General features: G+C 69.8%; 23 protein-coding genes. 15 read left to right on the forward strand and 8 right to left on the reverse strand.

All coding sequences use genetic code 11. From position 1 onward, the window contains the following. Window positions 1-8 precede the first annotated feature (8 nt). From aceK to ACE3QP_RS16350, 5 genes are read left to right on the forward strand one after another with little or no spacing between them, the layout of a single operon-like run. A complete protein-coding gene (aceK, locus tag ACE3QP_RS16330; protein WP_374437548.1) occupies window positions 9-1,754 on the forward strand; it encodes a bifunctional isocitrate dehydrogenase kinase/phosphatase in 1,746 nt (581 codons plus the stop codon). A gap of 31 nt (window positions 1,755-1,785) precedes the next feature. Next, the gene (locus ACE3QP_RS16335) at window positions 1,786-3,573 is read left to right on the forward strand and encodes a hypothetical protein (protein ID WP_374437549.1); all 1,788 of its coding nucleotides are present in this window, start codon (window positions 1,786-1,788) and stop codon (window positions 3,571-3,573) included. Between the two features lie 21 nt (window positions 3,574-3,594). After that, complete coding sequence (locus tag ACE3QP_RS16340; protein WP_374437550.1) at window positions 3,595-6,405, forward strand: hypothetical protein; 2,811 nt, start codon at window positions 3,595-3,597, stop codon at window positions 6,403-6,405. A gap of 26 nt (window positions 6,406-6,431) precedes the next feature. Continuing rightward, the gene (locus tag ACE3QP_RS16345) at window positions 6,432-7,367 is read left to right on the forward strand and encodes a phosphotransferase family protein (RefSeq protein ID WP_374437551.1); all 936 of its coding nucleotides are present in this window, start codon (window positions 6,432-6,434) and stop codon (window positions 7,365-7,367) included. A 13-nt stretch (window positions 7,368-7,380) separates the two neighbouring features. Continuing rightward, window positions 7,381-7,869, forward strand: coding sequence for a hypothetical protein (locus ACE3QP_RS16350; RefSeq protein WP_374437552.1), 489 nt, complete (start codon window positions 7,381-7,383; stop codon window positions 7,867-7,869). Here ACE3QP_RS16350 and ACE3QP_RS16355 read toward each other — a convergent pair. Genes ACE3QP_RS16355 through ACE3QP_RS16365 form a run of 3 tightly spaced genes read right to left on the reverse strand, consistent with a single transcriptional unit; the run spans window position 7,862 to window position 11,687 of the window. Continuing rightward, window positions 7,862-8,746: a ribose-phosphate diphosphokinase gene (locus ACE3QP_RS16355; protein ID WP_374437553.1), complete on the reverse strand. Its 885-nt coding sequence runs from the start codon at window positions 8,744-8,746 to the stop codon at window positions 7,862-7,864. The two genes, ACE3QP_RS16350 and ACE3QP_RS16355, sit on opposite strands and share 8 nt — an antisense overlap. Continuing rightward, window positions 8,743-10,293: a thymidine phosphorylase family protein gene (locus ACE3QP_RS16360; protein ID WP_374437554.1), complete on the reverse strand. Its 1,551-nt coding sequence runs from the start codon at window positions 10,291-10,293 to the stop codon at window positions 8,743-8,745. The genes ACE3QP_RS16355 and ACE3QP_RS16360 overlap by 4 nt, the downstream gene beginning before the upstream one ends. Before the next feature lie 44 nt (window positions 10,294-10,337). Continuing rightward, complete coding sequence (locus ACE3QP_RS16365; RefSeq protein ID WP_374437555.1) at window positions 10,338-11,687, reverse strand: cytochrome P450; 1,350 nt, start codon at window positions 11,685-11,687, stop codon at window positions 10,338-10,340. A gap of 76 nt (window positions 11,688-11,763) precedes the next feature. On the opposite strand from ACE3QP_RS16365, the gene ACE3QP_RS16370 reads away from it, so the two are divergent. The 3 genes from ACE3QP_RS16370 to ACE3QP_RS16380 are packed head-to-tail and all read left to right on the forward strand — an operon-like array spanning window position 11,764 to window position 14,954. Further along, complete coding sequence (locus ACE3QP_RS16370; protein WP_374437556.1) at window positions 11,764-12,642, forward strand: AraC family transcriptional regulator; 879 nt, start codon at window positions 11,764-11,766, stop codon at window positions 12,640-12,642. Window positions 12,643-12,684: 42 nt separating this feature from the next. After that, entirely contained in the window at window positions 12,685-14,349 is a 1,665-nt protein-coding gene (locus ACE3QP_RS16375; protein WP_374437557.1) for a response regulator, read from the forward strand. Next, window positions 14,346-14,954: a sensor histidine kinase gene (locus ACE3QP_RS16380; RefSeq protein ID WP_374437558.1), complete on the forward strand. Its 609-nt coding sequence runs from the start codon at window positions 14,346-14,348 to the stop codon at window positions 14,952-14,954. The genes ACE3QP_RS16375 and ACE3QP_RS16380 overlap by 4 nt, the downstream gene beginning before the upstream one ends. 1 nt (window position 14,955) lies before the next feature. Here the strand turns inward: ACE3QP_RS16380 and ACE3QP_RS16385 are convergent, their stop codons facing one another. Both ACE3QP_RS16385 and hppD read right to left on the reverse strand, forming a co-directional pair. After that, on the reverse strand, window positions 14,956-15,660 hold the full coding sequence (locus tag ACE3QP_RS16385) for a hypothetical protein (protein WP_374437559.1): 705 nt from the start codon (window positions 15,658-15,660) through the stop codon (window positions 14,956-14,958). Then, window positions 15,660-16,796, reverse strand: a complete 1,137-nt coding sequence (gene hppD / locus ACE3QP_RS16390) for a 4-hydroxyphenylpyruvate dioxygenase (protein WP_374437560.1) — start codon at window positions 16,794-16,796, stop codon at window positions 15,660-15,662. The genes ACE3QP_RS16385 and hppD overlap by 1 nt, the downstream gene beginning before the upstream one ends. A gap of 114 nt (window positions 16,797-16,910) precedes the next feature. Here hppD and ACE3QP_RS16395 point away from each other — a divergent pair, with 114 nt between their 5' ends. Next, window positions 16,911-17,393 carry an Lrp/AsnC family transcriptional regulator gene (locus ACE3QP_RS16395; RefSeq protein WP_374437561.1) on the forward strand — a complete coding sequence of 161 codons (483 nt, stop codon included), beginning with the start codon at window positions 16,911-16,913 and terminating at the stop codon, window positions 17,391-17,393. A gap of 12 nt (window positions 17,394-17,405) precedes the next feature. On the opposite strand, the gene ACE3QP_RS16400 is transcribed toward ACE3QP_RS16395, so the two are convergent. The 3 genes from ACE3QP_RS16400 to ACE3QP_RS16410 all read right to left on the reverse strand — a co-directional run bounded on the left by ACE3QP_RS16400 (window position 17,406) and on the right by ACE3QP_RS16410 (window position 18,833). Beyond that, complete coding sequence (locus ACE3QP_RS16400; RefSeq protein WP_374437562.1) at window positions 17,406-18,272, reverse strand: HDOD domain-containing protein; 867 nt, start codon at window positions 18,270-18,272, stop codon at window positions 17,406-17,408. Between the two features lie 87 nt (window positions 18,273-18,359). Beyond that, window positions 18,360-18,608: a hypothetical protein gene (locus ACE3QP_RS16405; RefSeq protein ID WP_374437563.1), complete on the reverse strand. Its 249-nt coding sequence runs from the start codon at window positions 18,606-18,608 to the stop codon at window positions 18,360-18,362. Window positions 18,609-18,647: 39 nt separating this feature from the next. Next, window positions 18,648-18,833, reverse strand: coding sequence for a hypothetical protein (locus ACE3QP_RS16410; RefSeq protein WP_374437564.1), 186 nt, complete (start codon window positions 18,831-18,833; stop codon window positions 18,648-18,650). Window positions 18,834-18,981: 148 nt separating this feature from the next. Between ACE3QP_RS16410 and ACE3QP_RS16415 the strand changes: the two genes are divergently transcribed. The 6 genes from ACE3QP_RS16415 (at window position 18,982) to ACE3QP_RS16440 (ending at window position 25,736) form a co-directional block, all read left to right on the forward strand. After that, entirely contained in the window at window positions 18,982-20,250 is a 1,269-nt protein-coding gene (locus ACE3QP_RS16415; RefSeq protein ID WP_374437565.1) for a cytosine deaminase, read from the forward strand. An 85-nt stretch (window positions 20,251-20,335) separates the two neighbouring features. Then, window positions 20,336-21,400, forward strand: a complete 1,065-nt coding sequence (gene fba / locus ACE3QP_RS16420) for a class II fructose-bisphosphate aldolase (RefSeq protein ID WP_374437566.1) — start codon at window positions 20,336-20,338, stop codon at window positions 21,398-21,400. A 71-nt stretch (window positions 21,401-21,471) separates the two neighbouring features. Continuing rightward, window positions 21,472-22,353, forward strand: coding sequence for a CAP domain-containing protein (locus ACE3QP_RS16425; protein WP_374437567.1), 882 nt, complete (start codon window positions 21,472-21,474; stop codon window positions 22,351-22,353). A gap of 89 nt (window positions 22,354-22,442) precedes the next feature. Further along, the gene (locus ACE3QP_RS16430) at window positions 22,443-23,054 is read left to right on the forward strand and encodes a DUF3667 domain-containing protein (RefSeq protein WP_374437568.1); all 612 of its coding nucleotides are present in this window, start codon (window positions 22,443-22,445) and stop codon (window positions 23,052-23,054) included. Window positions 23,055-23,061: 7 nt separating this feature from the next. Further along, window positions 23,062-24,027: a DUF3667 domain-containing protein gene (locus ACE3QP_RS16435; RefSeq protein WP_374437569.1), complete on the forward strand. Its 966-nt coding sequence runs from the start codon at window positions 23,062-23,064 to the stop codon at window positions 24,025-24,027. Beyond that, window positions 24,027-25,736, forward strand: a complete 1,710-nt coding sequence (locus ACE3QP_RS16440) for an SWIM zinc finger domain-containing protein (protein ID WP_374437570.1) — start codon at window positions 24,027-24,029, stop codon at window positions 25,734-25,736. The genes ACE3QP_RS16435 and ACE3QP_RS16440 overlap by 1 nt, the downstream gene beginning before the upstream one ends. Window positions 25,737-25,751: the final 15 nt, after the last annotated feature.

Here is a 25,751-nt window from a genome sequence, read left to right on the forward strand (position 1 = left end):
AGCCCGCGGTGTTTCCCCATCAGCTCAACGACCCCCGCGCCTACGAGATCGCGCAGGCCCTGCTGGGCGGCTTCAACCGCCACTTCCGCCTGTTTCGCGGCACCACCGCCAAGGCCAAGGCGCGCTTCGAGAACGCCGACTGGCATGGCCAGCAGAAAGCCCAGGCCGAGCGCATTGCCTTCTACGACCAGCGCGTGGGCGAATGTGTGGAGCTGCTGGAACTGGGCTACGAGGCCTCGCAGCTGCCGATGGATGTGTGGCAGCAGGTCAAGCTGCACTACATCGGCCTGCTGACCAACCACCTGCAGCCCGAACTGGCCGAGACCTTCTTCAACTCGGTGTGCACGCGCATCCTGCACCACAGCTATTTCCACAACAGCTTCCTGTTTGTGCGCCCGGCTGTCAGCACCGAGTACATCGAGAACGACGAGCCCGCCGCCAAGCCCACCTACCGCGCCTACTACCCCGAGCCCGGCAGGCTGGACCAGACCTTCCGCCGCATCGTCACCAACTTCCAGCTCAAGGCCCCGTTCGAGGACCCCGAGCGCGACACCCGCGCCGTGATGGCGGCGGTGGACCGTCAGATGGCCGGCGCCAAGTGGCGCACCAACTTCCAGGTGCAGGTGCTCTCCAGCCTGTTCTTCCGCAACAAGGGCGCCTATGTGGTGGGCAAGATCATCAACGGCTTCCACGAGACACCGTTCGCGCTGCCCATCCTGCATGGCGACAAGGGCCTGGTGATCGACGGCGCACTGTTCGGCGAGGACGACCTGCTGATGCTCTTCAGCTTCGCCCGCGCCTACTTCATGGTGGACATGGAGGTGCCCTCGGCCACCGTGCAGTTCCTGCGCAGCCTGATGCCCAGAAAGCCGCGTGCCGAGCTCTACAACGCCATCGGCCTGCAGAAGCACGGCAAGAACCTCTTCTACCGCGACCTGCTCTACCACCTGCGCCACTCCAGCGACAAGTTCCGCATCGCCCCCGGCATCAAGGGCATGGTGATGCTGGTGTTCGACCTGCCCAGCTTCCCCTTCGTGTTCAAGCTGATCAAGGACTTCTACCCGCCGCAGAAGGACACCACGCGTGAGCTGATCCAGAGCAAGTACCTGCTGGTCAAGCAGCACGACCGTGTCGGCCGCATGGCCGACACGCTCGAGTACAGCAACGTCGCGCTGCCCCGTCACCGCTTCGAGGAGGAGCTCATCAAGGAGCTGCGCCACTTCTGCCCCAGCCTGCTGGAGGAGAACGGCGACGACATCGTGCTCAAGCATGTCTACATCGAGCGCCGCATGGTGCCGCTGAACATCTACCTGCAGGACGCCAGCGACGCGCAGCGTGAGGCCGCGGTGCTGGAGTACGGCAATGCCATCAAGGACCTGGTGGCAGCCAACATCTTCCCGGGCGACATGTTGTGGAAGAACTTCGGCGTCACCCGCCAGGGCAAGGTGGTGTTCTACGACTACGACGAGATCGAATACCTGACCGACTGCAATTTCCGCAAGGTGCCCGCCCCGCGCAACGAGGAAGAGGAGATGAGCGGCGAGATCTGGTACACGGTCAACAAGGGCGACGTGTTCCCCGAGACCTTCGGCCCCTTCCTGCTCGGCCACCCCGGCGTGCGCGAGCCCTTCATGAAGCACCATGCCGATCTGCTGGATCCGGGCTTCTGGCAGGGCCACAAGGAACGCATCCTGGCCGGCCATGTGCATGATGTGTTCCCCTACGACGCCAGCCGGCGCTTTGCGCGCGGCTGAGTCCGCCTTTCGAAACGCTTTCCGCCATTCCATGATCCTTCGCCTTGGCTCTGGCCTTTTGCTCGCCGTGGCCCTGCTGGCCCAGCCTGCCGTCGCGCAGCCTGCCCACCGCTGGAACCGCGCGGCGCCACTGGAGGTGCGCGACACCGACCGGGCGGGCGCCAAGTTGATGGACAAGATTCCGCAGGGTCATCGGGTCACGCAGCTGCGCGAGGTCGGATCCCTCTGCGAGATCGCCTACGGTCCGAACCGACCCCAGGCCAAGGGCTGGGTGAGCTGCGACAAGCTGCTGCCGCAACCGCTGCCCATGGCGGACGAGCGCTGGGTCAAGAGCGGCCCGTTGCTGGTGCGCGCTCAGGGCAGCGCCGAGGCCCCCGTGCAGGCTCGGCTGCAACAGGGCAGCCGGGTCAAGCTCGTCAAGGCCGGTCCGGAGGACGGCTACTGCGAAGTGGCGTTTGGCGGTCCCTTGGGCGCCTGGGCCGAATCGCAGGCCGGCTTCGTGGCCTGCCGCTTTCTCAATCCCACCTGGGTGGCGCCGCTGCGCGCGGGCGAGGCCGGCGTGCCGGCCGAGCGGCGCTGGGCCGCCGGGCGCGCCGTGCTGCTGCGCGCCGCGCCTCAAGGCGAGGTGCTGGCGCGCCTGCCGCTCAACACCGAACTGAATCTGCGCGCGCCGCCCGCCCAGACCGAGACCTACTGCGCGGTGCAGACCCAGATCCCCACCCAGGCGCCGCAGGACGGTTTCGTGGCCTGCAATCTGCTGGCGCGGACGCCCATCGCGCTGGAGCGCATCGCGGTGCGCGAGTGGCATCGTTGGGAGGGCGTGGAAGACAACCCCGAGTACAACCCGCGCCAGATGTTTGCGCTGGAGCCCTCCTGGGAATGGCTGGCGCATTACGAGAAGCAGCAGGGTCAGTTCTGCGAAGCGGCCGCAGGGGGTGATTGCCCGGTGCGGGATGCCGACTACGTGGCCGAGCGCCAGCGCATGCTGCAGGCCCTGCATGGCCAGCTGATGGTGCAGCGCGAGCCGGCCGCGCCGCTCAAGAGCCTGGCTGAACTGGACGGGGCGGAATGGGGGATCCAGGGCTCACCGGACTTTCCTCGCGAAGGCGACGCGGCTGCCGCGCGCCTGAAGGCCTTCCTGAGCGCCTTACCGCTGCAGTCGCCGGCGCCTTCCTGGTTCCGCAGCGAGCACGAACTGGCGGGGCCAGCCACGCCACTGAATCAATTGGCCGAGCGCTTCGACGCCCAGCAGCGCTGGTACGTGGGTGAACTGCTGGACACGAAGTGGGAGGGCGCGCGCGTCGAGCGCCTGACCAAGCCAGTGCTGCGCATCGAGCTGCTCAGCGATGGCCGGGTGCGTGCCAGCGCGCAACAGCCCCAGACCGTGCGCCACGAATGGCGCCCGGAAGTCGACTACATGTGCCAGGACTGGCCGGGCGAGGGCTTTGCCTATGGCGACCTGGACGCCGGCACCGCCAAGCGCAATGGCTGGCAGGCGCCGCCGGGCGGGCCGCGCCGGTTGTTCTGGTTCCACAGCAGCCGCATGCCCGCCGCCGCGGCCAAGGCCCTGGGCGCTGCCGAGCGCGTCACGCTGAAGCGCGAGCAGCACGGCTTCACGCGCGTGGATTTGCGCCGCTTCGACCTCGACGGCGATGGCCTGCCCGACCTGCTCTGGGCCGAGGCCACGGGGCGCGGCGTCGGCCATCTGGACGGTCCGCCCGCGCATGACGACCCCTGGTTGCGCCTGCTCTTCGTCAACCTGGCCGGGCAGTGGAAGTTGCTGAGCAGCGACCAGATCTCCTACGGCTGCGGCTGCTGAAGCCCCGGGGACCTATCGGCCATGCGAGCGAGTTTCTTGCTGAGGGCCTGGACCGCGGGTTGGCTGCTGCTGTGCACAGGCCTGGCCGCCCAGGCCGCAGCGACGCCGCTGTCCGCCGACGAGGCCCAGGCGGTGCTGGCCGAGGCCGAGCTGGCCATGCGCTTGCCGTCGCGCCAGCGCCAAGGCTTCCGGGCCCAGCTGGCCACGCCGGAGCGCGTCGAGCGCCTGCTCCACAGCCCGGCCCTGGCCGAGGCCAGCGAGCCCCTGCGGGCGCAGGTGCTGGCGCTGGCCGGGCCAGGCGAGGGCCTGCGCTTCGACCAACCCTCGGATGTGCTGGCCCTGCTGGAGCGCCTGCTGCCGGCCGAACTGGCGCGCGCCCGCGACGCCAGGCGCCCGCTGTTCAGCCTGGATCTGCCCGGCCCCTACCCGCATTGGTCGGGGGCCTCGATCGCCTGGGCGGGCCTGTGGCATTGCTGGCCACGGGCGGCCTGGCTGGAGCCGCAGCGCTCGCCCTTCCGGCGCGGCGCCGAGGTTGATCACGCGCCCCTGGCCGGTCCGGGCGGCGCTGTGGGGGCTGAGGAGTTCCGCACTTGCCTGAACCATCACAACGGCGCGCAACATCTGCTCGGCGAGGCCGAGCGCGCCGCCGCCCAGGCGGCGCTGCAGGACATGACGGCGCGCGCCACGCCCGTGCTGAGCGCGGCCTTTGCGCGCCACCTGCGCCGCGCGGGCTGCGCCGGACAAGGGCCGGACGACTGCGTGCTGGTGCTGCTGGCTTGGTCCCAGCTGGCCCCGGCGGACCCGGAACTCTGGCAAGCCCTGCAGCGCCTGGAGAGCGCCGTGGCGCCCTCTGCCCCCTTGCCGGGCTGGCGCAAGGACCCCGGCAGCTACCAAGGGCACCAGACCCTGGGCGAGCCGCGCCATGTGGAACTGACGCGCCGGGCGGCCTTCCTGCGCGCCAAGCTGGCGGCCCTGCTGGCCGAGCCCGCCCGCCGTGCCGGTCCGGCCTTCGGCACCTTGCTGGCGCAGCTCAGTGAACTGGCCCGCCAGCATGCCGACACGATCGACTGGCGCTGGTCGCAGTTCGATCTGCGCAGCGATGCGCGCTTCAATCCGTGGGCGCTGCTGCACCTTGGCGCTGAAGAGGGCGTCTTCGATGCCGTGCTGGCCCACCTGGACCGCGAGGTGGCGGCGGCCAGCAGCTGCCCACCCCAGCAGCTCTGGTTCGAGTCCTCGGGGCGCTGGGGGGAGGAACTGCGCAGCCTGCTGGCCGAGCGGGCCCAGCGCCGCCCCGGCCCGAGCTGCCATGGCCTGGACTGGGCGGCCCTGCGCGCGGGCGCGACGCCCGCCTTGCGCGCGCTGCGCGAGCGCCAGCTGGCGCGCCTGCCGGCTGTTTCCGGGGCGGAGCGCGAGCGCATCCTGAGCGGCCTGACCGCCAATGGGGCCGACTGCTTCGCTGCGCCCTTGCCCGCCGCTGTGCCCGTCGCTGTGGCGGCCGCCTGCCGGCGCTGGATCCATGCACCCCAGCATGCACCGCTCAAGGCGCTGATGCCCGGGCGAAGCGTGGATGCCGAGACCGAATTCCAAACCCAGACCTGGCGCGCGCCCGGTGGCCATCAGGCCCCGGACTGGGACTGGCTGGAAGCGGGCGCCGAAGGCCTGAGTGCGCCGGTGGCGGCGCAATGGCGTGCGCTGCTGGCGGGCCTGCAGGCCGAGGGGCGCAAGGTCTTTGAAGCGACGCAGTGGCGCCGCCCCGGCCACTCCCAGGTGCTGGTGCAGCTGGTGCTGGCCGACAACGCCGGCACGCGGCAGCGCTTCACCCTCTCGGCCCAGGGCCTGCAGCGCTTTGAAGTGCCGCCCCGCTTTGAGAAGCGGGATGCCACGCCGCTGGAGATCGTGCGCGTCAGCGACCTGGACCAGGACGGCCGCCTGGAACTCTGGTGGGCCCAGGCCCATCAGTTCGAGCGCTGCGATGGCAGCCCGGCGGACCTGCAGCGCGACCTGCATTGCCGCCAGACCCATGCGGAGCTGGGCGAGATCGATGGCGACAGCCTGGGCTACTTCGTGGCCGATGCCCCCCAGGCGGCCGGCGCGCCGGCCGCCGAGCTGCCGCCGAGCTGGCACCGGCCGCGCACGGGCGAGGTCTGCAACGAGGCCCATGTGGCCCGCTGGCTGGCGGCGCCGCTGAAGCTGCGCTTCGGGCGCAGCGAAGCGCCGCGTGCCAATGAGGTGCTGCGCTGGACCTGCGCCGCCCATCCCGATGAACCGGGGCAGTTGCTGGTGGCGCTGTTCCATGCCAGCGCGCGGGCCGACCGGCAGGGTTTCGTGCTGGCCCTGGTGGACACCGGGCCGGGCCGCCTGCTGCGCCACGGGCGCATGGCCGTCGAGGTGGATGCCCTGGATCAGGCCGGCGGCGCGCTGGCGCTCGACACGGCCCCCTACAGCCTGCAGCCCGGCCGGCGCGCCATCGGCGTGCGCATGGCCGGCGCCGACAGCCCGCGCTGGGCCGAAGGCGGGCAGGGTGATTACCTGACCCTGTTCGTGCCCGAGGGCGACAAGAACTACCGCCTGGTGCTGGAGCGCCTGCCGATGTCGACCTGGAGCCTGGGCGGGGATTTGCCGGCCTGCTTCCAGCCCGGCCAGACGGGCTGCATCCGCTTTGAGGCGCGGCGCAGCCTCAGCCTGGCGAACAGCCAGACGGCGGGCTGGCGCGACCTGATCCTGCGCGAGCAGATCCGCTCCGAACCTCCTGGCCACCATCCCGGGCCCGATGCCGACCCGGCGCCCCTGCCCAAGCTGCTGCGCATGGGCTCCAAGGGGCGCTATCAATGAGTCGGCCGTCGATAAGGACGCCAAGCATGAATCAACTGAAGTTCCCCGAATTCGAAGGCCCGGCGCAGTTCGACGCCCTGCACGACGAGCCGGCATGCTGGCAGCCCTTGCTGGCCGAGCTGGCGCGCGGCCTGGGCTTGGGCGGCGCGGTGCAGCCCCTGGGCGAGGGCACCGTGCTGGTCGCCAGCGTGGGCGAGCAGCAGGTGCTGAAGCTCTACCCGCCCTTCCTGCGCGACCACTGGGCCTTCGAGCGCGGCCTGTTGCAGCGCCTACAGGGGCGTTTGAGCGTGCCCACGCCGGAACTGCAGGCCAGTGGCGAGCAGCAGGGCTGGGCCTGGACCGTGATGAGCCGCCTGCCCGGCCAGCCGCTGAGCCAGCGCTGGGCGCAGCTGGACGAAGCACGGCGCGGCGCGCTGCTGCGCCAGATCGGCGCGCTGGCCGCGCAGGTGCATGCGCTGCCGGTGGGCGATCAAGTGCAATTGGCGCCGCGCTGGGAAGACTTCATCGCCCGCCAGCGCGCCGGCTGCCTGGCCCGCCAGCGCCGTACCGGCCTGCCCGAGCACCTGCTGGCAGAGGTCGAGGCCTGCATCGCCGGCCCGCTGCCCGCGGGGCCCGATGTGCTGCTGACGGGCGAGTACACGCCCATGAACCTGCTGGTGGACGCCGAAGGCGAGCAGCTCACCGGCATGTTCGACTTCGGCGACGGCCTGATCGGCCCGGCTGCCTACGACTGGGGTGGGCCGCTGTGCTTCCTGGCCGCCGGCCATGCCGAGCGCGTGGCGGCCTTTTTTGCGGGCTATGGCCAAGCGTTTGACGAAGCCGCGCGCGAGCGCCAGTTGCGTCTCCTGCTGCTGCACCGCTACAGCCATCTGCCCATTCAGCTGGCCAGTTGTCCGGGCTGGGCCGAAGCCCGCAGCTTTGCCGAGCTGGCGCAGCGGATCTGGCCGCTGGCGAACGATTGAGCGGGGAGCCACCATGGAATGGAGCAACGCCCTGGAGCAGGCCAGCTACCTGGTCACCGTGATCGGTCTGCCCTTTGCCATCTGGGTCTTCATGCGCCAGGAACGCGCCGAGCGCGAGAACGAAGAGGAGGAGGCCTACCTGCTGCTGGCCAACGCCTACAACGAGTTCCTCAAGGTGGTGCTGGCCAATAGCGACTTGCAGCTGCGCACCACCGCTGCGCTGGAGAACCCCACGCCCGAGCAGCGCGAGCGCATGCAGGTGATCTTCGACATGCTCGTCAGCCTGTTCGAGCGCGCCTACCTCGTGGCCTACAAGGAGGACATGAGCGAGAGCGAGCGGCGGCGCTGGAACAGCTGGGACGACTACATGCGCGAGTGGTGCGAGCGCGACGATTTCTTCTTCAGCCTGCCGACCCTGCTGCGCGGCGAGGATGCCGGCTTCCAGGCCTACATCCAACGCGTGGCGCAAGAGGTGCGCGGCAGCGGCATCCTGCTCAGTTGAGCAGGGCTTGCGCCAGCAGCGGCGCCACCGCCACCGCATTGCTGGGGTGGGGCACGCAGTCGCTGCTCCAGATCTGATCCACGCCGGCCGCGCGCACGCGCGCCTCGGCGTCGCCCACGAACCGCGCAGGCGTCACGGCCACGTCCAGGGCGGCGGCCCCCGCCGCCAAGGCCAGGCGCGCGGCCAGGGCCAGCGTGCCGCCGGTGCTGGCCACATCGTCCAGCAGCACCACGGCGCGGCCCTTGAACTCGAAGTCCGGTAGGGCGATCTGTACCTGCAGGTCGCCGTGGCGCTCCTTGTGGCAGACGGCATGGGCCAGGCCGGATGCCGCGCCGGCCGCGGCCACCCACTGCTCCGCCTCGCCATCCGGCGCCAGCAGCAGCGCGCCGGGGCGCTGGGCGGCCACGAAGCGGCCCAGCAGGGGCGCGGCACTCAGCGCCACGCCCTCGCAGCCGGGCATCACCGCATCCAGCGTGGCCACGCGGTGCAGATGCGGGTCCACCGTCAGCACGGCGTCGAAGGCGCGCGCCAGCAGGGCGCCCATATGGCGTTGGCTCACCACCTCGCCGGGCGTGAACTCGATGTCCTGGCGCATATAGCCCAGATAGGGCGTGACGAGGCTGAGCCGCTGCGCGCCCAGCTCGCGCGCGCCGCCGGCCACCAGCAGCAGCTCGGCCAGGCGCTCGTTCGCCTGCTGCAGGCCGCGCAGCAGCACGGTGTGGGCGGGCAGGCGGGGCGGCAGGCGCAGGCGGCTCTCGCCATCGGGGAAGCGGTGCACCTCCACCAGGGCCAGCGGGCAACCCAGCTCTTGGGCCAGTGCATGGGCCAGCGCCGCCTCGTCGGCCCAGGCCAGCAGCAACTGCGGGGCGCTGCTCATTCGGAGGCCACGAAGTCGCGCGGCAGCTCGGTGCTGCTGCCAATGCGCCAGCCGCTGTCGGCCTCGGCCAGTTCGCGGGCGAACTGCAGGTCGGCGTCGAAGCGGGCGTGGATGCGGTAAAGCAACTGGCCTTCCTGCACCGTGTCGCCCAGGCGCACGCGCAGGTCGATGCCAGCCTCGGGCACCTGCGGGGCACCGGAGAGCCGGGCGATGCGCGCCAGGCGGTGGTTGTCGGCCGCCACCACCACGCCGGAGCGTGGGGCGCGCACCTCGTGCAGCAGCGCGGCCGTGGGGGGTGGTGCACTGCGCCGGCCCTGGGCGTCGATGAGGGCCTGCATCTGCGCCAGCGCACGGCCGCTTTCCAGGATGTCGCGCGCGATGCGCCAGCCCTCGCCGCCGCGCACGTCGGGGTCGAACTCGATCATGCGGCCGGCCAGCCAGAGCGCCTTCTGGCGCAGGTCCTGCGGCGCCTCGGGGTCGTTCTGCAGCACCTGCATCACGTCGCGCGCCTCCAGCACCGGGCCCACGCCGCGGCCGATCGGCTGGCGGCCATCGCTCACCATCACCTCCAGCTGCAGGCCCAGGCGGCCGGCCACGTACTCGAACAGGCGCTTGAGCCGGTTCGCCTCGGGCATGGAGCGCACCTTGGCGCTCGGGCCCACGGGGATGTCCAGCACCAGGTGGGTGGAGCCGGCGGCGATCTTCTTGCTCAGGATCGAGGCCACCATCTGGCCGGGCGAGTCGATCGCCAGCGGGCGCTCGACCGAGATCAGGATGTCGTCGGCCGGCGAGAGATCGGCCGTGCCGCCCCAGGCCAGGCAGCCGCGTGTGCTGCGCACGATCTGCTGCAGGCGTTCCATCGGCAGCTCCACCTCGGCCAGCACCTCCATGGTGTCGGCCGTGCCGGCCGGGCTGGTGATGGCGCGCGAGCTGGTCTTGGGGCACCACATGCCATGTGCGGTGACGATGGGCACCACCAGCATCGAGGTGCGGTTGCCCGGAATGCCGCCGATGCAGTGTTTGTCCACCACCGGGCCCAGGCCGATGTCCTGGCGCCAGTCGATGCGCTGGCCGGCGGCGATCATGGCCTCGGTGAGGTGCAGCACCTCGTCGCGGTCCAGCTCGAACTGGTTGGTGGCCACCACAAAGGCCGCCAGCTCGATCTTGGAATAGCGCGCGGCGGCGATGTCGGCCATCACCGCGAACAGATCGGCGCGGCCCAGGCGCTCGCCGGCGATCTTGCGGTGCAGGGCGGCGATGGACGGCGGCGGTTCGGCGTGTTCGATGCGGGCGGCATGCCCTTCCTCGACCTGCAGGCGCGCGAAGGCCTCCTTGGAAAGGCCCAGATCGCAGGGCGGCACGATGCGCTCGTCGTCCACGACGTTCAGTACCGCGGCGATCGCTTGGCCATTGGCGTGCACGGTCACCTTGGAGAGGGCCTGGAAGCCCTCGGCGCGCACCACCGGGCAATCCCGGTGCAGATAGGCCACGTTCTCGCGCCAGGTGTCGATGCCGACACGGCGGATGTGCAGGGTGGGGTTTTGCATCACGTAAGCCTAGCGCGCGCGGCGCGCCCGGCCTGTGCGTCAACTCAAACTCGCTGCAGCTTCAGGCGCAGCCCGTCTTGTGGCCGCAGGGTCACATGGAAGGCCGGGGTGGGCAGGCCGGGGGCCAGCGGCAGCAGGCGAAAGCGTTGCAGCAGCTGGGCCGCCAGCAGGTTCAGCTCCAGCAGCGCGAAGTGCTGACCCAGACAGACGCGCGGCCCGATGCCGAAGGGGATGCAGGCACCGCGTGGCGGCGTCGGTGCGTCGGGCAGGAAGCGCTCGGGCCGGAAGGTCTCGGGCGCAGGGAAGTGGCGCGGGTCGCGCTGCAGCACCCAAGGGGTGATGCGCACCAGCAGGCGGCGCGGCAGGCGCACGCCGGCCAGCTCGATCTCGGCCAGCGTGCGGCGCGTCAGCAGCGCCGGAATCGGCGGGTACAGGCGCAGCGCCTCCTTCAGCGTGGCCCCCAGCCAGGGCAGGGCGGCCAGGTCCTGCGGGCCGGGGGCGCGGCCCTGCAGGGCCTGCGCCACCTCGGCCGCAGCGCGCGCCTGCGCCTCGGGGTGCGCGGCCATCAGCGCAGACCACCAGAGCAGGGCCGAGGCGCTGGTCTCGTGCCCGGCCTGAAAGGTCAGCATGCACTGGTCAAAGATTTCCTGCACCGCCAGCGCCTGGCCTGTCTCCGGGTCGCGCAGGGCCTGCAGCATGGCCAGCACATCGTCCTGCGGGGGGTGTGGGTCAGCAGCGCGGGTGCTCAGATGGCGCTGCAGCAGCTCCCGCATCACGCGCAGGGCGCGGCGCTTGCGGCGCAGCGCCGGCAGGGGCAACCAGTCGGGCAGGCTGAAGGGCCAGAACATCTCGCGCAGGCCGATTTCGCCCAGATCCTTCATGGCCTGCGCGGCGCTCTGGGCCTCCTGGGCATCGCCCGGGTGGCTGAACAGGGTGCGCAGGATCACGTCCATCGTCAGGTGGGTGAACAGGGCGTCCATATCGGTGTCGCCGCCGGGCAGGGCATCGAACGCGGCGGCGCCGGCTTCGCTCATCAGGCGCGCAAAGCCGGCCACCTGGCGCGGGCCGAAGCCCTGCTGCAGCATGCGGCGCTGGCGCTGCCAGCGGGCCCCCTCGGTCACCAGCACCGATTGGCCCATGGTCTGCGCGAACACTTCGGGGCCGCGCTCGTAGCGGATCAGCTGATCGTGCCGGTCGATCAGCAGGCGGCGCAGGGCCTCGGGGTCGAACAGGTCCAGCGAGCGCTCGTTCAGCACCTGGTGGCGCACCCAGTCGCCCCGCGCGTGCTGGCGGTTCACGAATCCGAGCAAGTCACGCTGCATGGCGCGGAAGTCCGGCCACCCCCACCAGCGCGGCGCCGGGCCGGGCAGGTCATTCCAAGAACGGTTTTGCATGGCCGCATGCTCGTGGCCCGGGCGGGCCGGGTCTTGAACGATTGCGACACCAGGCGCCTGCCTAAACTGCCGCGCCATGGTGCCTGTTGCCGCCGCTCCCTGCCCGCAAGCCGCCCGCTTGTGGCTGCCTCCGCTGGCGCTGAGCGGCTGCCTGCGCGCCGCGATGCTGCGCGACACGCGTGGCCTGCAGCTGCAGCCGGCGCAACGCCACAACTACTTTCCGGCCACGCCACTCATCAGCCTGGTGTGGTGGCTGGATGGCACCGGCGAATGGCTGCCCGAGGCGGGCTTTTCCGCCTTGGCGGTGGATGACCCACAGCAGCCCCGGCCGCTGATGCTGGGCGGCCCCTTCACCCTGCCCAGCCACACGCGCAACCCCGGGCCCGTGCACGTGCTCAAGCTGCTCTTTCTGGCCGATGCCTGGCAGGCCCTGACCGGCATCGACCCCGGCCCACTGTGCAACCGCCTGATCGACCCCACGCCCCTGCTGCCGCCGGACTGGCGCGACTGGTGTGCCGCGGTGGCCGGTGCAGCCGATGACGAGACGCGCCTGAGCACGGTGGTGGATTTCCTGCGGCCGCGCTGGCAGGCCCTGCGCCCGCAACGCGCCGCCGGCAACCGCTATGCAGACTGGATGCAGGCCCTGGCTCTGCGCGCCGCCAGCAGCGGTGCCGGGCGCAGCCTGCGGCAGGTGGAGCGGCGCATCAAGGCCTGGGCCGGCCTGCCGCTGCGTGAGCTGCGCCTGGTCTCGCGCGCCGAGGCCACCTACCTCGCCGTGGCCGCCCATGCCCCGCAGGATCGCGTGGCCTGGGCCGACCTGGCGGCCGCACATGATTACAGCGACCAGGCCCACCTGTGCCGCGAAACCCGCCGGCTGACCGGCTTCAGCCCCGAGGTATTGCGTCAGCGAGTTGCCCAGGACGAGGCGTTTTGGGCCTACCGGATCTGGATGTAGCGCGTAAGCTCTCGCGGCCAATCCAGGCAGGGAGACTCAAGGGTGCGAATCGACAACCCCTATGCCGGCATCGAGGCCCTGGTCGTTGACGACATGGCCACTCAGCAGACCACCTTGCGCAGCCAACTGCACATGGTGGGCATCGAGCATGTGGATGCGGCCGGATCGGCCGAGGACGCGCTGCGCCAGATCCGCAACAAGCGCTACCAGCTGATCCTGTGCGACTACAACCTCAACCACAAGACCGACGGTCAGCAGCTCTTCGAGTACCTGCGTGACAACAAGATCCTGGCGCCCGACTGTCTGTTCTTCATGGTCACGGCGGAGAGCCACTACAGCGCCGTGGCCTCGGCCAGCGAGCAGGTGCCTGATGCCTACCTGCTCAAGCCCATCACCGCGGGCGATATCGAAGAGCGGCTGAAGGCGCAGCTGGAAAAGCGCCAGGCCCTGTTGCCCATCACCAAGGCCATCGCCAAGGAAGACCTGAACGCCGCGCTGGCCGCGACCGACGAGTTGCTGGCGCGCAAGGACCGCTGGTTCATGCAGGCCCTGCAATACAAGGGCCAGCTGCAGCTGCAGCTGGGCATGGTGGACGAGGCCAAGCTGGCCTACCAGCAGGCCCTGCAGCTGCGCCCCGGCCTGCTGTGGGCGCAGATCGGCTTGATGCGCGCCTACAAGGCCGGCGGCGCCTTTGAAGCCTGCCGCAACCTGGCCCAGGAGGTGCTGGCCAGCCGCGAAGGTGCCAAGTGCCTGGCCGCCTTCGATCTGCTGGCCGAAGCCCTGGAAGGCCAGGGCGACACGGCCGGCGCGCTCGAAGCCATGAAGCAGGCCGCGCAGGCCGTGCCGTCCACCCGCCGGCAGCGCCTGATGGCCGACACCGCCTACCGCAGCGGTGATCTGGGCGCTGCCAAGCAGGCCTATGCCAAGGCCTACAAGGGCAGCCAGGGTTCGATGATGGGCCAGCCGCAGGATGCGCTGGCGCTGGCGCAGACCCTGGTGGAGCAGGGCGAGACCCAGGAGGCGCTGACCCTGCTGACCGAGGCCCATGCGCGCGGCACCCGCGGCGCCGCCTTCGACCAGGTGGCCCTGGCCATCAAGGCGCAGGCGCTGGCCGCCGCGGGCGAGACCGAGCGCGCCCAGGCCGCCGCCCGCCAGGCGCTGGAGATGCAGGCCGGCGCGGGCAGCAAGGGCGATTTCGCCACCCTGGCGCTGGCGCGCGCGGCGCTGGCCACCGGCCAGCACGAGCGTGCGCTGGCCCTGATGCGCCAGGCCCTGTGCGCCGACCACGAGAACAAGCGCATGCAGCAGCTCGTCACCCGCGCGCTGCAGGACCATGGCCAGGGCGAGCAGGCCGAGGCCCTGATCGCCAGCGCCACCCAGAGCCTGAAGACGCGTCTGTTCGAGGCCAAGCGCCTGCTGCGCAGCGGCAAGCTGGATGAAGCCCTGGAGGCCATCGAAGAAGAGCTGCGCGAGTACCCCGAGAACACCACCGTGCTGCTGGAGTGCACGCAGATGAACTGCATGTGGCTGCGCCTGAACAAGAGCCTGGATCCCGTGCGCCTGGACCGCGTGCGTGACTACCTGGAGCGCCTGGAAGCCCTGCTGCCCGGCCATGAGCGCGTGGCGCAGATGCGCCGCTACCTGCGCGAGACCCTGGCCACGCTGCAGCGCGACGGCAACTTCAGCATCAGCAAAGACAAGGCGTGAACCGCGAACTCGTGGCCCTGCTGGCGCACGACCTGAAGAACCAGCTCGGGCAATTGGAAGCCGAACTGGCCAGCCTGAGCCTGCAGCCGGATGCCGCCCGCGCCACGCGCGCGCACCAGCATTGCGCCCAGCTGCGCCAGCGCCTGGTGGCCTACCTCACGCTCTACGGCGGCCGCCAGGGCCTGCGCGCGCAGCTGGAGGACGAAGCCCCGGCCGAGTTCCTGCGCACGCTGGAACACATCGCCTCGCGCCCGGAAGGGGCGCCTCTGCGCCTGTGTCCGGCAGCGGGGCTGCCTCCCTACTGGTACTTTGACGCCCGCCTGGTGCGCCTGGCGCTGGAAGCCGCCCTGCACAACGCCTGGCGCTTCGCGCGCGCCGAGGTGCTGCTCTCGGTGCAATCGCAGGCGGGTGGGCTCCTGTTCACGGTGGAAGACGACGGCCCGGGCCTGGGCAGTCAAGATCCCAGCGCGCAGAGCTCCACCGGCCTAGGGATGCAGCTCTGCGCAGCCGTGGCGCGCGCGCACCGGCGCGAGGCCGTGCGCGGTCGGGTGGACCTGCTGCCGCGCGTGGGCGGCGGCACGCGCTTCGAGCTCTGGCTGCCCTGATTCAGGCCATCAGCTGGGGCAGCGCCCCTTCCGGGTCGCCCGCAAACAAGCGCTGCGCCCAGTCCTGCTCGCGCCCCTGCACCGTGCCCAGGAACTCCTGCGCCCCGCGCATGGCGCGGAAAGTGTCGAAGCCGCATTCCAGGAAATCCTGCAGCTCGTGCAGGCCGGCCAGCTGGGCCGGGCCGCGCATCAGGCGCAGCGAATGGCGCAGCAGCGGCTTGCGCGTGTAGACGTCAAGCGCGCGGCCCACGGCCAAGGTCAGCTCGATCTGGCGCTGGCGTGCCTCGGGCTGGCCCACGGCCTGCCAGGCGGCGATGTAGTCCGGCGCCTGCACGCCCGAGCCGAGCAGGCGCTCGGCCATGGCGGAGTCCAGCTCCTCCGACAGTGCATGCAGTTGCGCCAGCGCATGCACGGTGTCCACCACCTCGCAGGGGAAGAGCCGCACCAGCGGGCGCACGATGCGCTGGAACTGCGCGTCACGGCGGCTGAAGTCGGCCGGGCCGTACAGCTCTTCCAGAAAGAACCTGGCCGCGTGGGTGTAGCGCGGCGTGGCCAGCAGGTCGCCGTAGGCGCGCCGGAAGCGTTCCTGCTGGAACGCCTTGAGGCGCTGGGTGGTGTCGCCCAGCGCTGCTTCGACGGCACGCCGCTGGCGCTGGCGCTCGACCCGCGCCAGGCAGTCCAGGATCTGCGCGCCAACTTCGCTCATCAGGCCGGGGTGGCTTCGTCCTTCAACACGCCGCGGCGGATCTGGTCCAGCTCGATGCTCTCGAACAGCGCCTGGAAGTTGCCTTCGCCGAAGCCCTCGTTGCCCTTGCGCTGGATGATCTCGAAGAAGATCGGGCCGATCACTTCCTTGGTGAAGATCTGCAGCAGCAGCTCCTTGTCGGCGCCCAGGTGGGCGGCGCCGTCGATCAGGATGCGCAGGCGGCGCAGCTCGGCCAGGTTCTCGCCATGGCCGGGCAGGCGCTTGTCGATCAGGTCGAAGTAGGTCTCGATGGTGTCCTGGAACTCCACGCCGCCTCGCTTCATGCCGTCCACGCTGCCGTAGATGTCGCTGGCCGACAGGGCCACGTGCTGAATGCCTTCACCGTTGTAGGTGTGCAGGTACTCGGCGATCTGGCTCTTGTCGTCGCTGCTCTCGTTGATGGGGATGCGGATCTTGCCGCAGGGGCTGGTCATGGCCTTGCTCTTCAGGCCGGTCAGCTTGCCCTCGATGTCGAAGTAGCGCACCTCGCGGAAGTTGAACAGGCGCTCGTAGAAGTCTGCCCATTCCTTCATACGGCCGCGGTAGACGTTGTGCGTCAGGTGGTCGATCAGACCCAGGCCGTAGCCCGGCACCTCGCTGCTGACCGGCTTGCCATCGGCGTCGGTCAGCGGCACGAAGTCGACGTCGTAGATGCTGATGTTGCCAATCTGGCCGGGCTGGCCGCCGTCCTTGCCATGCCAGCGGTCCACAAAGTAGATCAGCGAGTCGCCGATGCCCTTGATGGCCGGAATGTTGAGCTCCATCGGGCCGGTCTTGTTGTCGAAGCCCCAGGCACCCAGCTCCAGCGCGCGCTGGTAGGCGTAGGCGGCGTCCTTGACGCGGAAGGCGATGGCGCAGATCGAGGGGCCGTGCAGGCGCACGAAGCGCTGCGCGAACGAATCCTGCTCGGCGTTGATGATGAAGTTGATCTCGCCCTGGCGGTACAGCGTGACGTTCTTGTGGCGGTGCTTGGCTACGGCGCGAAAGCCCATGGTCTCGAATAGGCGGCCCAGCGCGGCGGGATCGGGGGCGGCGAATTCGATGAACTCGAAGCCGTCGGTGCCCATGGGGTTGTCCCAGGGAGTGAACTGCGCCATGGTGGTCTCCTGTTTGAGTGAACCCAGCACTGTAGGCCTGAGGTGGCGCAGGTTTCCTGCGACTTTTGGCGGCACTTCACCCGAGTTGCGCATGATCAATGCAGAATTGTCAATATGAATGCACCCATTGAGCTGGATGCGATTGATCGACGCACGATCCAGGCCCTGCAGGCCGATGGCCGCCTGACCTTCGATGCCCTGGCCGAACAGGTGGGCCTGAGCCCCTCGGCCGTGTTGCGCCGGGTGCGGCGGCTGGAGCAGGCCGGGGTGATTGCCGGCTACCGCGCCGTGGTGGTGCCCGAGCGCCTGGGCCTGGGCCTGACGGCTTACGTCAACGTGCGCCTGGAAAAGCACACGCCGGACCTGCGCCGCAGCCCGATGGAGAGCTTTCGCGCCGCCGTGCAGACCTGGCCCGAGGTGGTGGAGTGCGCGGCCCTGGCCGGTGAGATGGACTACCTGCTGCGCATCCTGGTGCGCGACATGGAGCATTACGCGCGCTTCCTGCGCGACACCCTGCTGGCGCACCCGGCGGTGCAGGACTGCAAGACCAGCTTCGTGCTGGAGCGGGTGAAGAGCGCGGGCGCCGTCTCGGTCTAGGTCGCGAGCTGGCTAGCGCAGGCTCGGCCCGCTTTCGCGGTCAATGTCCTGCAGCAGGCGCAGCGTCGGCTCGGGCCCCAGGTTCAAAAGGGTGCTGATGTCCTTGACGTCGTCCGGAATGGCCGGGTTGTCCCAACCCTGACTGCTGTGCCGCGCCACCCGCACCGCCAGGCGCACGCACTGAGTCTGCGGGTCGTGGTGGTGGCGGTCGTCGGTGATGTGGGCCAGCAGCGGCGGCAGATGCCAGGTCTTCATCAGCGCCTGCTCCAGCGCCGGCAGCTCGATGCCCAGCACCTGCTGCTGTGCCTTGACGCTGCGCAGGTTCGGGTTCAGGGCCTGCAGGCGGCGGATCTCCTGCGCCAGCGCGGGCGCGTGGCACCAGAGCAGCAACTCGGCAAAGTCGTGCAGCAGGGCGGCGCTGTGCAGGATCTGGGCATCCTGGTCCATGCGGTGGGCGGCGAAGGCCAGGGCGTAGCGGGCGGCACGCTCGGAGCGGCGCAGCACCGCGTCGACCCCATCGCGCGCCTGTGGTTGGCCGACCAGCCAGTGCTCCAGCGTGGGTTGCGGGCCGAAGGTGGTGAAGAAGGGCGTGATGCCCATCAGCACCACGGCGCTGGTGACGGTCTCGGCGTCGGCATTGCGGCGCTCGCGGCCGAGTTGCGCCGCAGCGACCAAGACCTTCAGGCTCATCAGCGGGTCGCTCGCGAAAGTCTCGCCGATCAGATGCGCGTCCACCGAATCCTCGTCGGCACGCAGCTGCTCCAGCGCTTCGGCACTGGTGGCCAGCACGGGGATCTCACGGCCGGCGAAGGCCTGCACCCAGGCCGACAGGCTGGGCAGTGGGCGATCGATGGGCGGGAGAACTGGGCTGTCGTTCATGGGGCACGCCAGGGTTGTGACCATGATAGGAGCGGCCCCAAAAACAAAGGCCCGCAGAAGCGGGCCTTTGTGGCTTGTTTGCGTGATTTACAGGCGCTCCAAGCCTTGCAAGAAGGTGAAGCGGCGCACGCCATCTTCGTAGAGCGCGCCTTGGCCGGTGCTCGGGTCCAGCCGGTATTCCAGATGGCCGCTGGGTTCAGCGGCGGCACGGGCGGGCTGGGCCAGGCGGGCGGCCAGGTAGTCAAGTTGGCGGCTCCCCGCGTGCAGGGCACGGATCAGGAGCTGGCGGGGGAGGGATCGCCCGGCGCTGCGGGCAGTGAGTGCGATGGCGTGCATGGTGTTCTCCGGCTGGGCCGCTTGCGGCGGCTCAGCTATTCAGTCGTGGCGGGGTGGGCTCCAGAGTTCGCGCAGGGTCTGCGCCAGCTCGATTCGGGCGGCCTGTCGGGCATGGGCGGCGCGGTGGACGCCGGCCTTGCGCAACTGGCTGGGTGCGACCCAGGGATTGCGCGGTTTGCGCAGGCTGCTGCCGTTGCTGGGGCGCGGCGAGGTGAATTGCGGCATAGAGGCTCCTGATCAAGGAAGTGAGCTAAACGAGTGGCGAATGATAAATAAAGCTTATTCATAAGCGCAAGCGTTTTTTGTTGTGGACTTGCCATTCGCTTGCGCGCAGCGCCGACACTCGCCGCCTCACCCCCAGCGGAGCCCCGCCATGCTGCTGTTGCGCAATGTCAATCTGCCCGATGGCCGCCACGGCTTGGATGTGCTGGTGCAGCAGGGCAGGATCGCCGCCGTCGGCCCCCAGCTGCCGGCGCCGGCCGGGGCGGAGTGCCTGGATGCGCAAGGGCAGTTGCTCAGCCCGCCGTTTGTCGATGCCCATTTCCATCTCGACTCGGCGCTCACCCATGGCCAGCCGCGCGTCAATCAATCGGGCTCCCTGCTGGAGGGCATCGCGCTCTGGGGCGAGCTCAAGCCCAGCCTGACGCATGAGGCGGTGGTGGAGCGCGCGCTGCGCTACTGTGACCTTGCGGTGGCCCAGGGCGTGCTGGCCATCCGCAGCCATGTCGATGTGTGCGACCCACGGCTGCTGGCGGTGCGCGCCCTGCTGGAGGTGCGCGAGCGCGTGCGGCCCTACCTCGATCTGCAACTGGTGGCCTTTCCGCAAGACGGCCTGCTGCGCCACCCCGGCACGCTGGGGCAGCTGAAGCAGGCCCTGGATCTGGGCGTGGACCTCATCGGCGGCATTCCGCACCACGAGCGCTGCTATGCCGAGGGCACGCAAAGCATTCGCATCTTGTGCGAGCTGGCGGCCGAGCGCGGGGTGGGCATGGACTTGCACTGCGACGAGACCGACGACCCGAACTCCCGCCATGTCGAGACCCTGGCCGCCGAGACCCTGCGCCTGGGCCTGCAGGGGCGCGTCACGGCCTCGCATCTGTGCTCGCTGCACAGCATGGACAACGCCTACGCCGCCCGCCTGATCGGGCTGATGGCCGAAGCGCAGCTCAGCGTGGTGGCCAACCCCTTGATCAACATCCTGCTGCAGGGCCGCTACGACAGCTACCCCAAGCGCCGCGGCATGACACGCGTGCCCGAGTTGCTGGCCGCCGGCGTGTCGGTGGCCTTCGGGCAGGACTGCGTGCTCGACCCCTGGTACCCGCTGGGCAGCGCCGACCTGCTGGAGGTGGCGCACATGGGCCTGCATGTGGCGCAGCTCAGCTCGCAAGCCGGCATGCACGCCTGCTTTGAGGCCGTGACCCGCACCCCGGCGCAGCTGCTGGGCCGGCCGGTGCAGACCTGGCAGCCGGGCGCCCCGGCCGACTTCGTGCTGCTGCAGGCGCGCGACCCCATCGAGGCCATTCGCACCCGTGCGCCGCGCCTGGCGGTGCTGCGCGGCGGCCAGGTGCTGAGCCGTTGCGAGCCGCTGCGGCCGCGGCTCAACCTGCCCGGCCGGCCCGCCCTTCTGCAGCTCGCTCCGTAGAATCCCGCCCCAGTTACGAAGCGGTTACAGCGCAGTCTGCGAGCCGGCCTTCCCAGGATTCATCAACTCCCCCGAGGACCTTCCCATGCCACTCGTTTCGATGCGCCAGCTGCTCGACCACGCCGCCGAGCACGGCTATGGCATTCCCGCCTTCAACGTCAACAACCTGGAGCAGGTGCAGGCCGTGATGGCCGCCGCCGATGAGGTGGGTGCGCCGGTGATCCTGCAGGCCAGCGCCGGTGCCCGCAAGTACGCCGGCGAAAGCTTTATCAAGCACCTGATCCAGGCCGCCACCGAGGCCTACCCGCACATCCCCCTGGTGATGCACCAGGACCACGGCACCAGCCCCAAGGTCTGCCAGGGCGCCATCGACCTGGGCTTCGGTTCCGTGATGATGGACGGCTCGCTGCGCGACGACGGCAAGACCCCGGCCGACTTCGCCTACAACGTCGAAGTGACCCGCACCGTGGTTGAGATGGCGCACAAGGTGGGCGTGTCGGTCGAGGGCGAGCTGGGCTGTCTGGGCAATCTGGAAACCGGTGACGCGGGCGAGGAAGACGGCATCGGCGCCGAAGGCAAGCTCAGCCACGCGCAGATGCTGACCGACCCGGAAGAAGCGGCCCAGTTCGTCAAGGCCACCCAGCTGGACGCGCTGGCCATCGCCATCGGCACCAGCCATGGCGCCTACAAGTTCAGCCGCAAGCCCACGGGTGACATCCTGGCCATCGGCCGTGTCAAGGAGATCCACGCCCGCATTCCCAACACGCACTTGGTGATGCATGGCTCTTCCTCGGTGCCGGCCGACCTGCTGGCCGTCATCAATCAGTACGGCGGCAAGATGAAGGAGACCTACGGCGTGCCGGTCGAGGAGATCCAGGAAGCCATCAAGCATGGCGTGCGCAAAATCAACATCGACACCGACATCCGCCTGGCGATGACCGGCGCGGTGCGCAAATTCCTGGCCGAGAACCCCGACAAGTTCGACGCCCGCGAGTGGCTGAAACCCGCCCGCGCTGCCGCGCAAGAAATCTGCAAGCAGCGCTACCTGCAGTTCGGTTGCGAAGGCCAGGGCCGCGCACAGAACAACCGCAGCCTGGTGGACATGGCCGCCGCCTACGCCAAGGGCGAGCTGGCGCAAGTGGTTCGCTGAACACGCTTCGAGTGATCCACAAGGGGCGCTGCGGCGCCCCTTTTTCATGGCTGCAGCGAAACTCCCGCCCCATGCGCCGAATCGCCCTCCTCATTCCCCTGCTGCTGGCCCTGACGGGCGCGCACGCTGAACAGGCCCCCGCCTACGGCCTGCTGCCCGAAGTCCGCCAGGCCTGGCTGGCCGCTGCACCCCAGGTGCTGGACAGCCTGAACCGTGAACGCACCCGCCTGGGGCTGGGCGAACTGGTGCGCCAGCCCCAGCTCGACAAGGCCGCTCAGGCCCATGCCGACCATCTGGCCCGCCACCGCCGCGCCACCCACGCGCAGCAGCGTGATGAAGCGGGCTTCCTCGGCAGCATGCCCTGGGACCGCGCCCGCGCCCATGGCTATGGCCTGGGCCAGGCCGGCGTGGTGGCCGAGGCCTTCGTGGTCGGCATCGCCGATGTGGACGCGGCGCTGATGCAACTGCTCTCCGGCCCTTACCACCGCCACATCCTGCTGTCGGCCCGCGCGGCCGATCTGGGCCTCGGCCTGTCCGATCAGCCCGGCCTGGTGATGGAGTTCGGCGCCGCCCGCGCCGCGCCGCAAGCTGCGCCGGACTGGCTGCTCTGGCCCAGCCCCGCGCAAGAGAACGTGCCGGGCCTGGCCTGCTGCGAACGGCCGCGCCCAGCCGGGCTGGACCGCTTCGGCATGCCGGTGTCCGTCTACGCACCCCCCGGTCGCGTCCTCAAAGTGGTGCGCTTCGAGCTTTTCGAGGAGCCCAGCGGCCGCGCCGTCGAGGCCCTGCTGCTGAATGCCGAGAACGATCCCTACCTGAAACTGCACCGCAACCTGGCTTACCTGGTGCCACGCCTGCCCCTGCTGGCCGGTGGCCGCTACCGGGTCGAGTTCGAGGGCGAGGCAGGCGCGCTGAAGCTTCAGCGCAGTTGGACCTTCGATACCGCGGCGAACTGATGTCAGGGCACCGCAATACCCATTGCCCGAACTGCGGGCATCGGTTCAATGTCTTGGACCGCTTTTGCGCGTCTTGCGGCCAGACTGCAGTGCTGCATCAACCCAGTTTCTGGGAGTTTGTGCATGAGTTCATTGGCCACTACTTTGCAATTGAAGGCGGAAAGCTTTGGACAAGCCTCTGGCTGATGCTGGTGCGCCCCGGTCAACTGACCGTTGACTACTTGGAAGGGCGCCGTGCTCGCCACGTGCTGCCGCTGCACTTGCTGCTGAGTTTCGGTCTGCTTTGCTTGCTGACGATCAAGCTGCGAGCGCTGGTCATTCACGATCCGCAGGCAAGGGCTTGGCTCAATCTAGGGCTTGTGCCTTATGCGGTCTTGGTCGCCTTGCCAGTGCTTGCGGCTGCCTTGATGGCAATCTTTCGCAATCGGCGTCGGCCCTTCGGTGAGCACATGGTGTTTGCCGTCCATCAGCAGGCAGGTGTCTATCTGATGATTGCCTTGAGCGTCGGCTTCGAGATGCTGGGCTTGCATTGGCTTGAATACCCGCCGCTGGTCTGGATTCTTTTGGCTCCATGGATTGCATTGCGCCGTGTCTATGGCGGGCGATGGTGGACTGTGTCGCTGCGATTTCTGGGCTACCAGTGCGCCTACTTGCTGGTTGCTTTTCTCGCGATTTTTCCGTTAGCAGCTCTCTACAAATAGGTATTGCATGGCGGCGGCTCCGACTTCCAATTGCAGCAATTGCGGCCACCGTGTCGCCCCCTGGGACAAGTTCTGCTCGCAATGCGGGCAGGACACTCTGGACCACCCGCCCTCGCTGTGGGAGTTCGTGCACGAGTTCCTGCTGCACTACGTCGCCTTCGAGGGCAAGCTGTGGAAGTCGCTCTGGGGCCTGTTGGCACGGCCGGGCTTTCTCACCAAGGAGTACCTGGCCGGCCGCAAACAGCGCTATGTACTGCCGTTGCGCCTCATCCTGACCCTGGGCTTGGTGTTCTTCCTGGTGCTCAAGGTGGAGCCGGCCGACGATCTGGTGGTCGTGGACGGCGCGGCGCAGGCGTCCACCGCTGCGTCGGCGCCGGCTTCGGCTGCGAGCCTGGGCAAGCCCAGGAAGCCGGTGGCCTCGGCTCCCGACCCGGTGGCACAGGCCAAGGCGGAGTTCGAAGCCGACCGTGCGAAAAGAGCCAACGAGCCCCAGGAGGCCGGCGACAACCAGAAGTTCGAGGACTTCGCTCGTCAGTTGCCGGCGCCGATGGAGCGGGCGGCCAAGCGCGCCATGGCGCGTCTTGAGGCCGACCCGAAGGCCGAATCGCGCCGCCTGGGCGCGCGCATGCTGGCGCTGGCGCCCTATGCGGTGCTGTGCAGCCTGCCCTTCTATGCCGGCCTGCTGGCGCTGCTGTACCGCAACCGGCGCCAGCCCTTTGGCGCGCATTTCGTGTTCGCCATGCATCTGCACGCTGCCTGGTATGCGGTGCTGCTGCTGGCCCAGTTGCCGCACTGGACGGCGGTGACCTTCGCGGTGCTGTGGGGCAACGCCTATCCGGTGCTGGCGCTCAAGCGCGTGTACGACGGGGCATGGTGGAAGACCTTGTTGCGCGCGACCTTGCTCTGCTTCCTGCACCTGCTTTTGTTGATGCTGGGCTTCGTGCTGCTGGCGCTGGTGGGTGCGCTGACCTGATGGTGCCTGCGTCCACCGCCCTGCTGGAGGCGCTCGGCGACCCGGCCCTGGCGCGCCGCTGGACGGCGGCGGTGCTGGAGCGCGGCACGGCACTGCTGGCCCATGTGCGCGACTTCGAATGCGCTCAACAAGGGGCAGTCAGCGCCGCGCAGGGCCGCGTGCAAGGGGGGGCGCTGTATCGCGTCAGCCTGACCCATAGCCCGGGCGGCGCCTTGCGGGGCGATTGCGACTGCCCGCATGCAGCGGGTGGTCAAGCCTGCAAGCACCAGGCGGCGCTGGCCTTGGCTTGGCGCCGGCATCTGGGCGGCGAGGCGCTGGCGGGGGCCATGAGCGGACCGGAACCCGCAACCGAACCCCCGGTCAAGCCGGCCGCCGAGCAGGATTGGGCCCGTTTCGTGCGCCAGCAGCCCGCCGCCGAGCTGGCGGAGCGCCTGCTGCGCTGGGCTGCGCGCCTGCCTGAACTGCGCAAGGAGCTGCAGCTCTGGCAGCAGGCCGCCACGCCGGTGCAGGATCTGGCGCAGGCCAAGAAGGTCGTCACCACCGTGCTGGCCGCGCCGCGCGAGCTGTGGGAGTGGCGCCAGGTCAGCGCCTATGTGCGCAAGGCGGAAAGCGTGCTTGGCCTGCTGGCCGGCTGGACGGCGCGCGACGCCGCGCTCGGCCTCGGGGCGGCCGAGCATGCGTGGCTCAAGCTGTGGAAGCTGCTGGATACGGCCGACGACTCGAATGGCGAGATTCAGCAGCTGATCGTGCAGGTGGGCGAGCTCTGGGTGGCTGCGCTGCAGGCCGCTGGGCCGCCACCGGCTGTGTACGCCGAGCGCTACCTGAAGCTGCTCGATGCCGATGACTGCGGTTACCTGCCCGTCAACGCCGCCCTGGTGGCGCTGGGCCCCGCCGCGCGCGAACGCCTGCTGCGCCTGCTGCGCGAGCGCTGGGAGGTGGATCCAGCCGGCACTGCCACGCCGGCGCGTCGCCACTACTTGCAGCACTTGCGCGCCGTGCAGGATTGGGACGAGGCGCTGCGCGTGCTGCGCGCCCGGCTGCAGGCTTGGACGGACCATCGTGAGCTGATCGAGACCTTGCAGGCCGCCGGCCGCGCGCGCGAGGCCCTGCAGGCCGCCGAGGCTGCGCACCGCGCGCACCCGCAGGCGGCCGAACTGACCGAGCTGCTGATCGGCTTCTACCGCCGCGACGGCTGGGACGAGCAGGTGCTGCAGCTCTACCGCGAGCTGTTTGATCGCCAGCCCGACAGCGCGCGCTACCAGGCCCTTCTGCAGGCCGCCGAAGCTGCCGGCCAGCCCCGTGCGGCCGAGCGCGAGCGGGTCTGGCGCGAGCTGGAGCAGCGCCTGGCCGGCGCCACCGGCTGGCGCGAAAGCGAGGTGGCGAACCTGATGCTGACGCTCTGGACCGACGAAGGCGACTGGGCCAGCGTCCTGCGCTGGCTGCAGACGCCGCGCGCGGTGGGCGAGACGGCGCTGCTGCGCCTGGCGCAGTTGCTGCCGGCCGAGCACCGCGACGCGGCGGCGCAGATCTTCAAGGAGTTGCTGACCCGCTCCATGCGCGCCGCCAAATCCCCCTACGCCCAGCCGCTGCGCCTGGTGCGTCAGGCGCTGCAGGTGCTGGAACCCGAAGCCGCCCGGCTCTGGCTGGCCTGGCTGCGGGTGGAGTACCGCGCCAAGCGGCACTTCATCGAAGGCCTGCCGATGCTCTAAGCGCCGCGGCGACAA

Origin of the sequence: Inhella sp. (assembly GCF_041912635.1) — a bacterium.
Taxonomy (GTDB): Bacteria; Pseudomonadota; Gammaproteobacteria; order Burkholderiales; family Burkholderiaceae_C; genus Inhella.

Excerpts from the sequence above, each read along its gene's own strand:
- ACE3QP_RS16335 (WP_374437549.1), top strand. The coding sequence starts at position 1,786 with ATGATCCTTCGCCTTGGCTCTGGCCTTTTGCTCGCCGTGGCCCTGCTG.
- ACE3QP_RS16440 (WP_374437570.1), top strand. The coding sequence starts at position 24,027 with ATGGTGCCTGCGTCCACCGCCCTGCTGGAGGCGCTCGGCGACCCGGCC.
- ACE3QP_RS16395 (WP_374437561.1), top strand. The coding sequence starts at position 16,911 with ATGAATGCACCCATTGAGCTGGATGCGATTGATCGACGCACGATCCAG.
- ACE3QP_RS16400 (WP_374437562.1), bottom strand. The coding sequence starts at position 18,272 with ATGAACGACAGCCCAGTTCTCCCGCCCATCGATCGCCCACTGCCCAGC.
- ACE3QP_RS16405 (WP_374437563.1), bottom strand. The coding sequence starts at position 18,608 with ATGCACGCCATCGCACTCACTGCCCGCAGCGCCGGGCGATCCCTCCCC.
- ACE3QP_RS16370 (WP_374437556.1), top strand. The coding sequence starts at position 11,764 with ATGGTGCCTGTTGCCGCCGCTCCCTGCCCGCAAGCCGCCCGCTTGTGG.
- ACE3QP_RS16415 (WP_374437565.1), top strand. The coding sequence starts at position 18,982 with ATGCTGCTGTTGCGCAATGTCAATCTGCCCGATGGCCGCCACGGCTTG.
- ACE3QP_RS16355 (WP_374437553.1), bottom strand. The coding sequence starts at position 8,746 with ATGAGCAGCGCCCCGCAGTTGCTGCTGGCCTGGGCCGACGAGGCGGCG.
- ACE3QP_RS16425 (WP_374437567.1), top strand. The coding sequence starts at position 21,472 with ATGCGCCGAATCGCCCTCCTCATTCCCCTGCTGCTGGCCCTGACGGGC.
- ACE3QP_RS16410 (WP_374437564.1), bottom strand. The coding sequence starts at position 18,833 with ATGCCGCAATTCACCTCGCCGCGCCCCAGCAACGGCAGCAGCCTGCGC.
- fba (WP_374437566.1), top strand. The coding sequence starts at position 20,336 with ATGCCACTCGTTTCGATGCGCCAGCTGCTCGACCACGCCGCCGAGCAC.
- ACE3QP_RS16360 (WP_374437554.1), bottom strand. The coding sequence starts at position 10,293 with ATGCAAAACCCCACCCTGCACATCCGCCGTGTCGGCATCGACACCTGG.
- hppD (WP_374437560.1), bottom strand. The coding sequence starts at position 16,796 with ATGGCGCAGTTCACTCCCTGGGACAACCCCATGGGCACCGACGGCTTC.
- ACE3QP_RS16340 (WP_374437550.1), top strand. The coding sequence starts at position 3,595 with ATGCGAGCGAGTTTCTTGCTGAGGGCCTGGACCGCGGGTTGGCTGCTG.
- ACE3QP_RS16435 (WP_374437569.1), top strand. The coding sequence starts at position 23,062 with ATGGCGGCGGCTCCGACTTCCAATTGCAGCAATTGCGGCCACCGTGTC.
- ACE3QP_RS16365 (WP_374437555.1), bottom strand. The coding sequence starts at position 11,687 with ATGCAAAACCGTTCTTGGAATGACCTGCCCGGCCCGGCGCCGCGCTGG.
- ACE3QP_RS16385 (WP_374437559.1), bottom strand. The coding sequence starts at position 15,660 with ATGAGCGAAGTTGGCGCGCAGATCCTGGACTGCCTGGCGCGGGTCGAG.
- ACE3QP_RS16345 (WP_374437551.1), top strand. The coding sequence starts at position 6,432 with ATGAATCAACTGAAGTTCCCCGAATTCGAAGGCCCGGCGCAGTTCGAC.
- ACE3QP_RS16350 (WP_374437552.1), top strand. The coding sequence starts at position 7,381 with ATGGAATGGAGCAACGCCCTGGAGCAGGCCAGCTACCTGGTCACCGTG.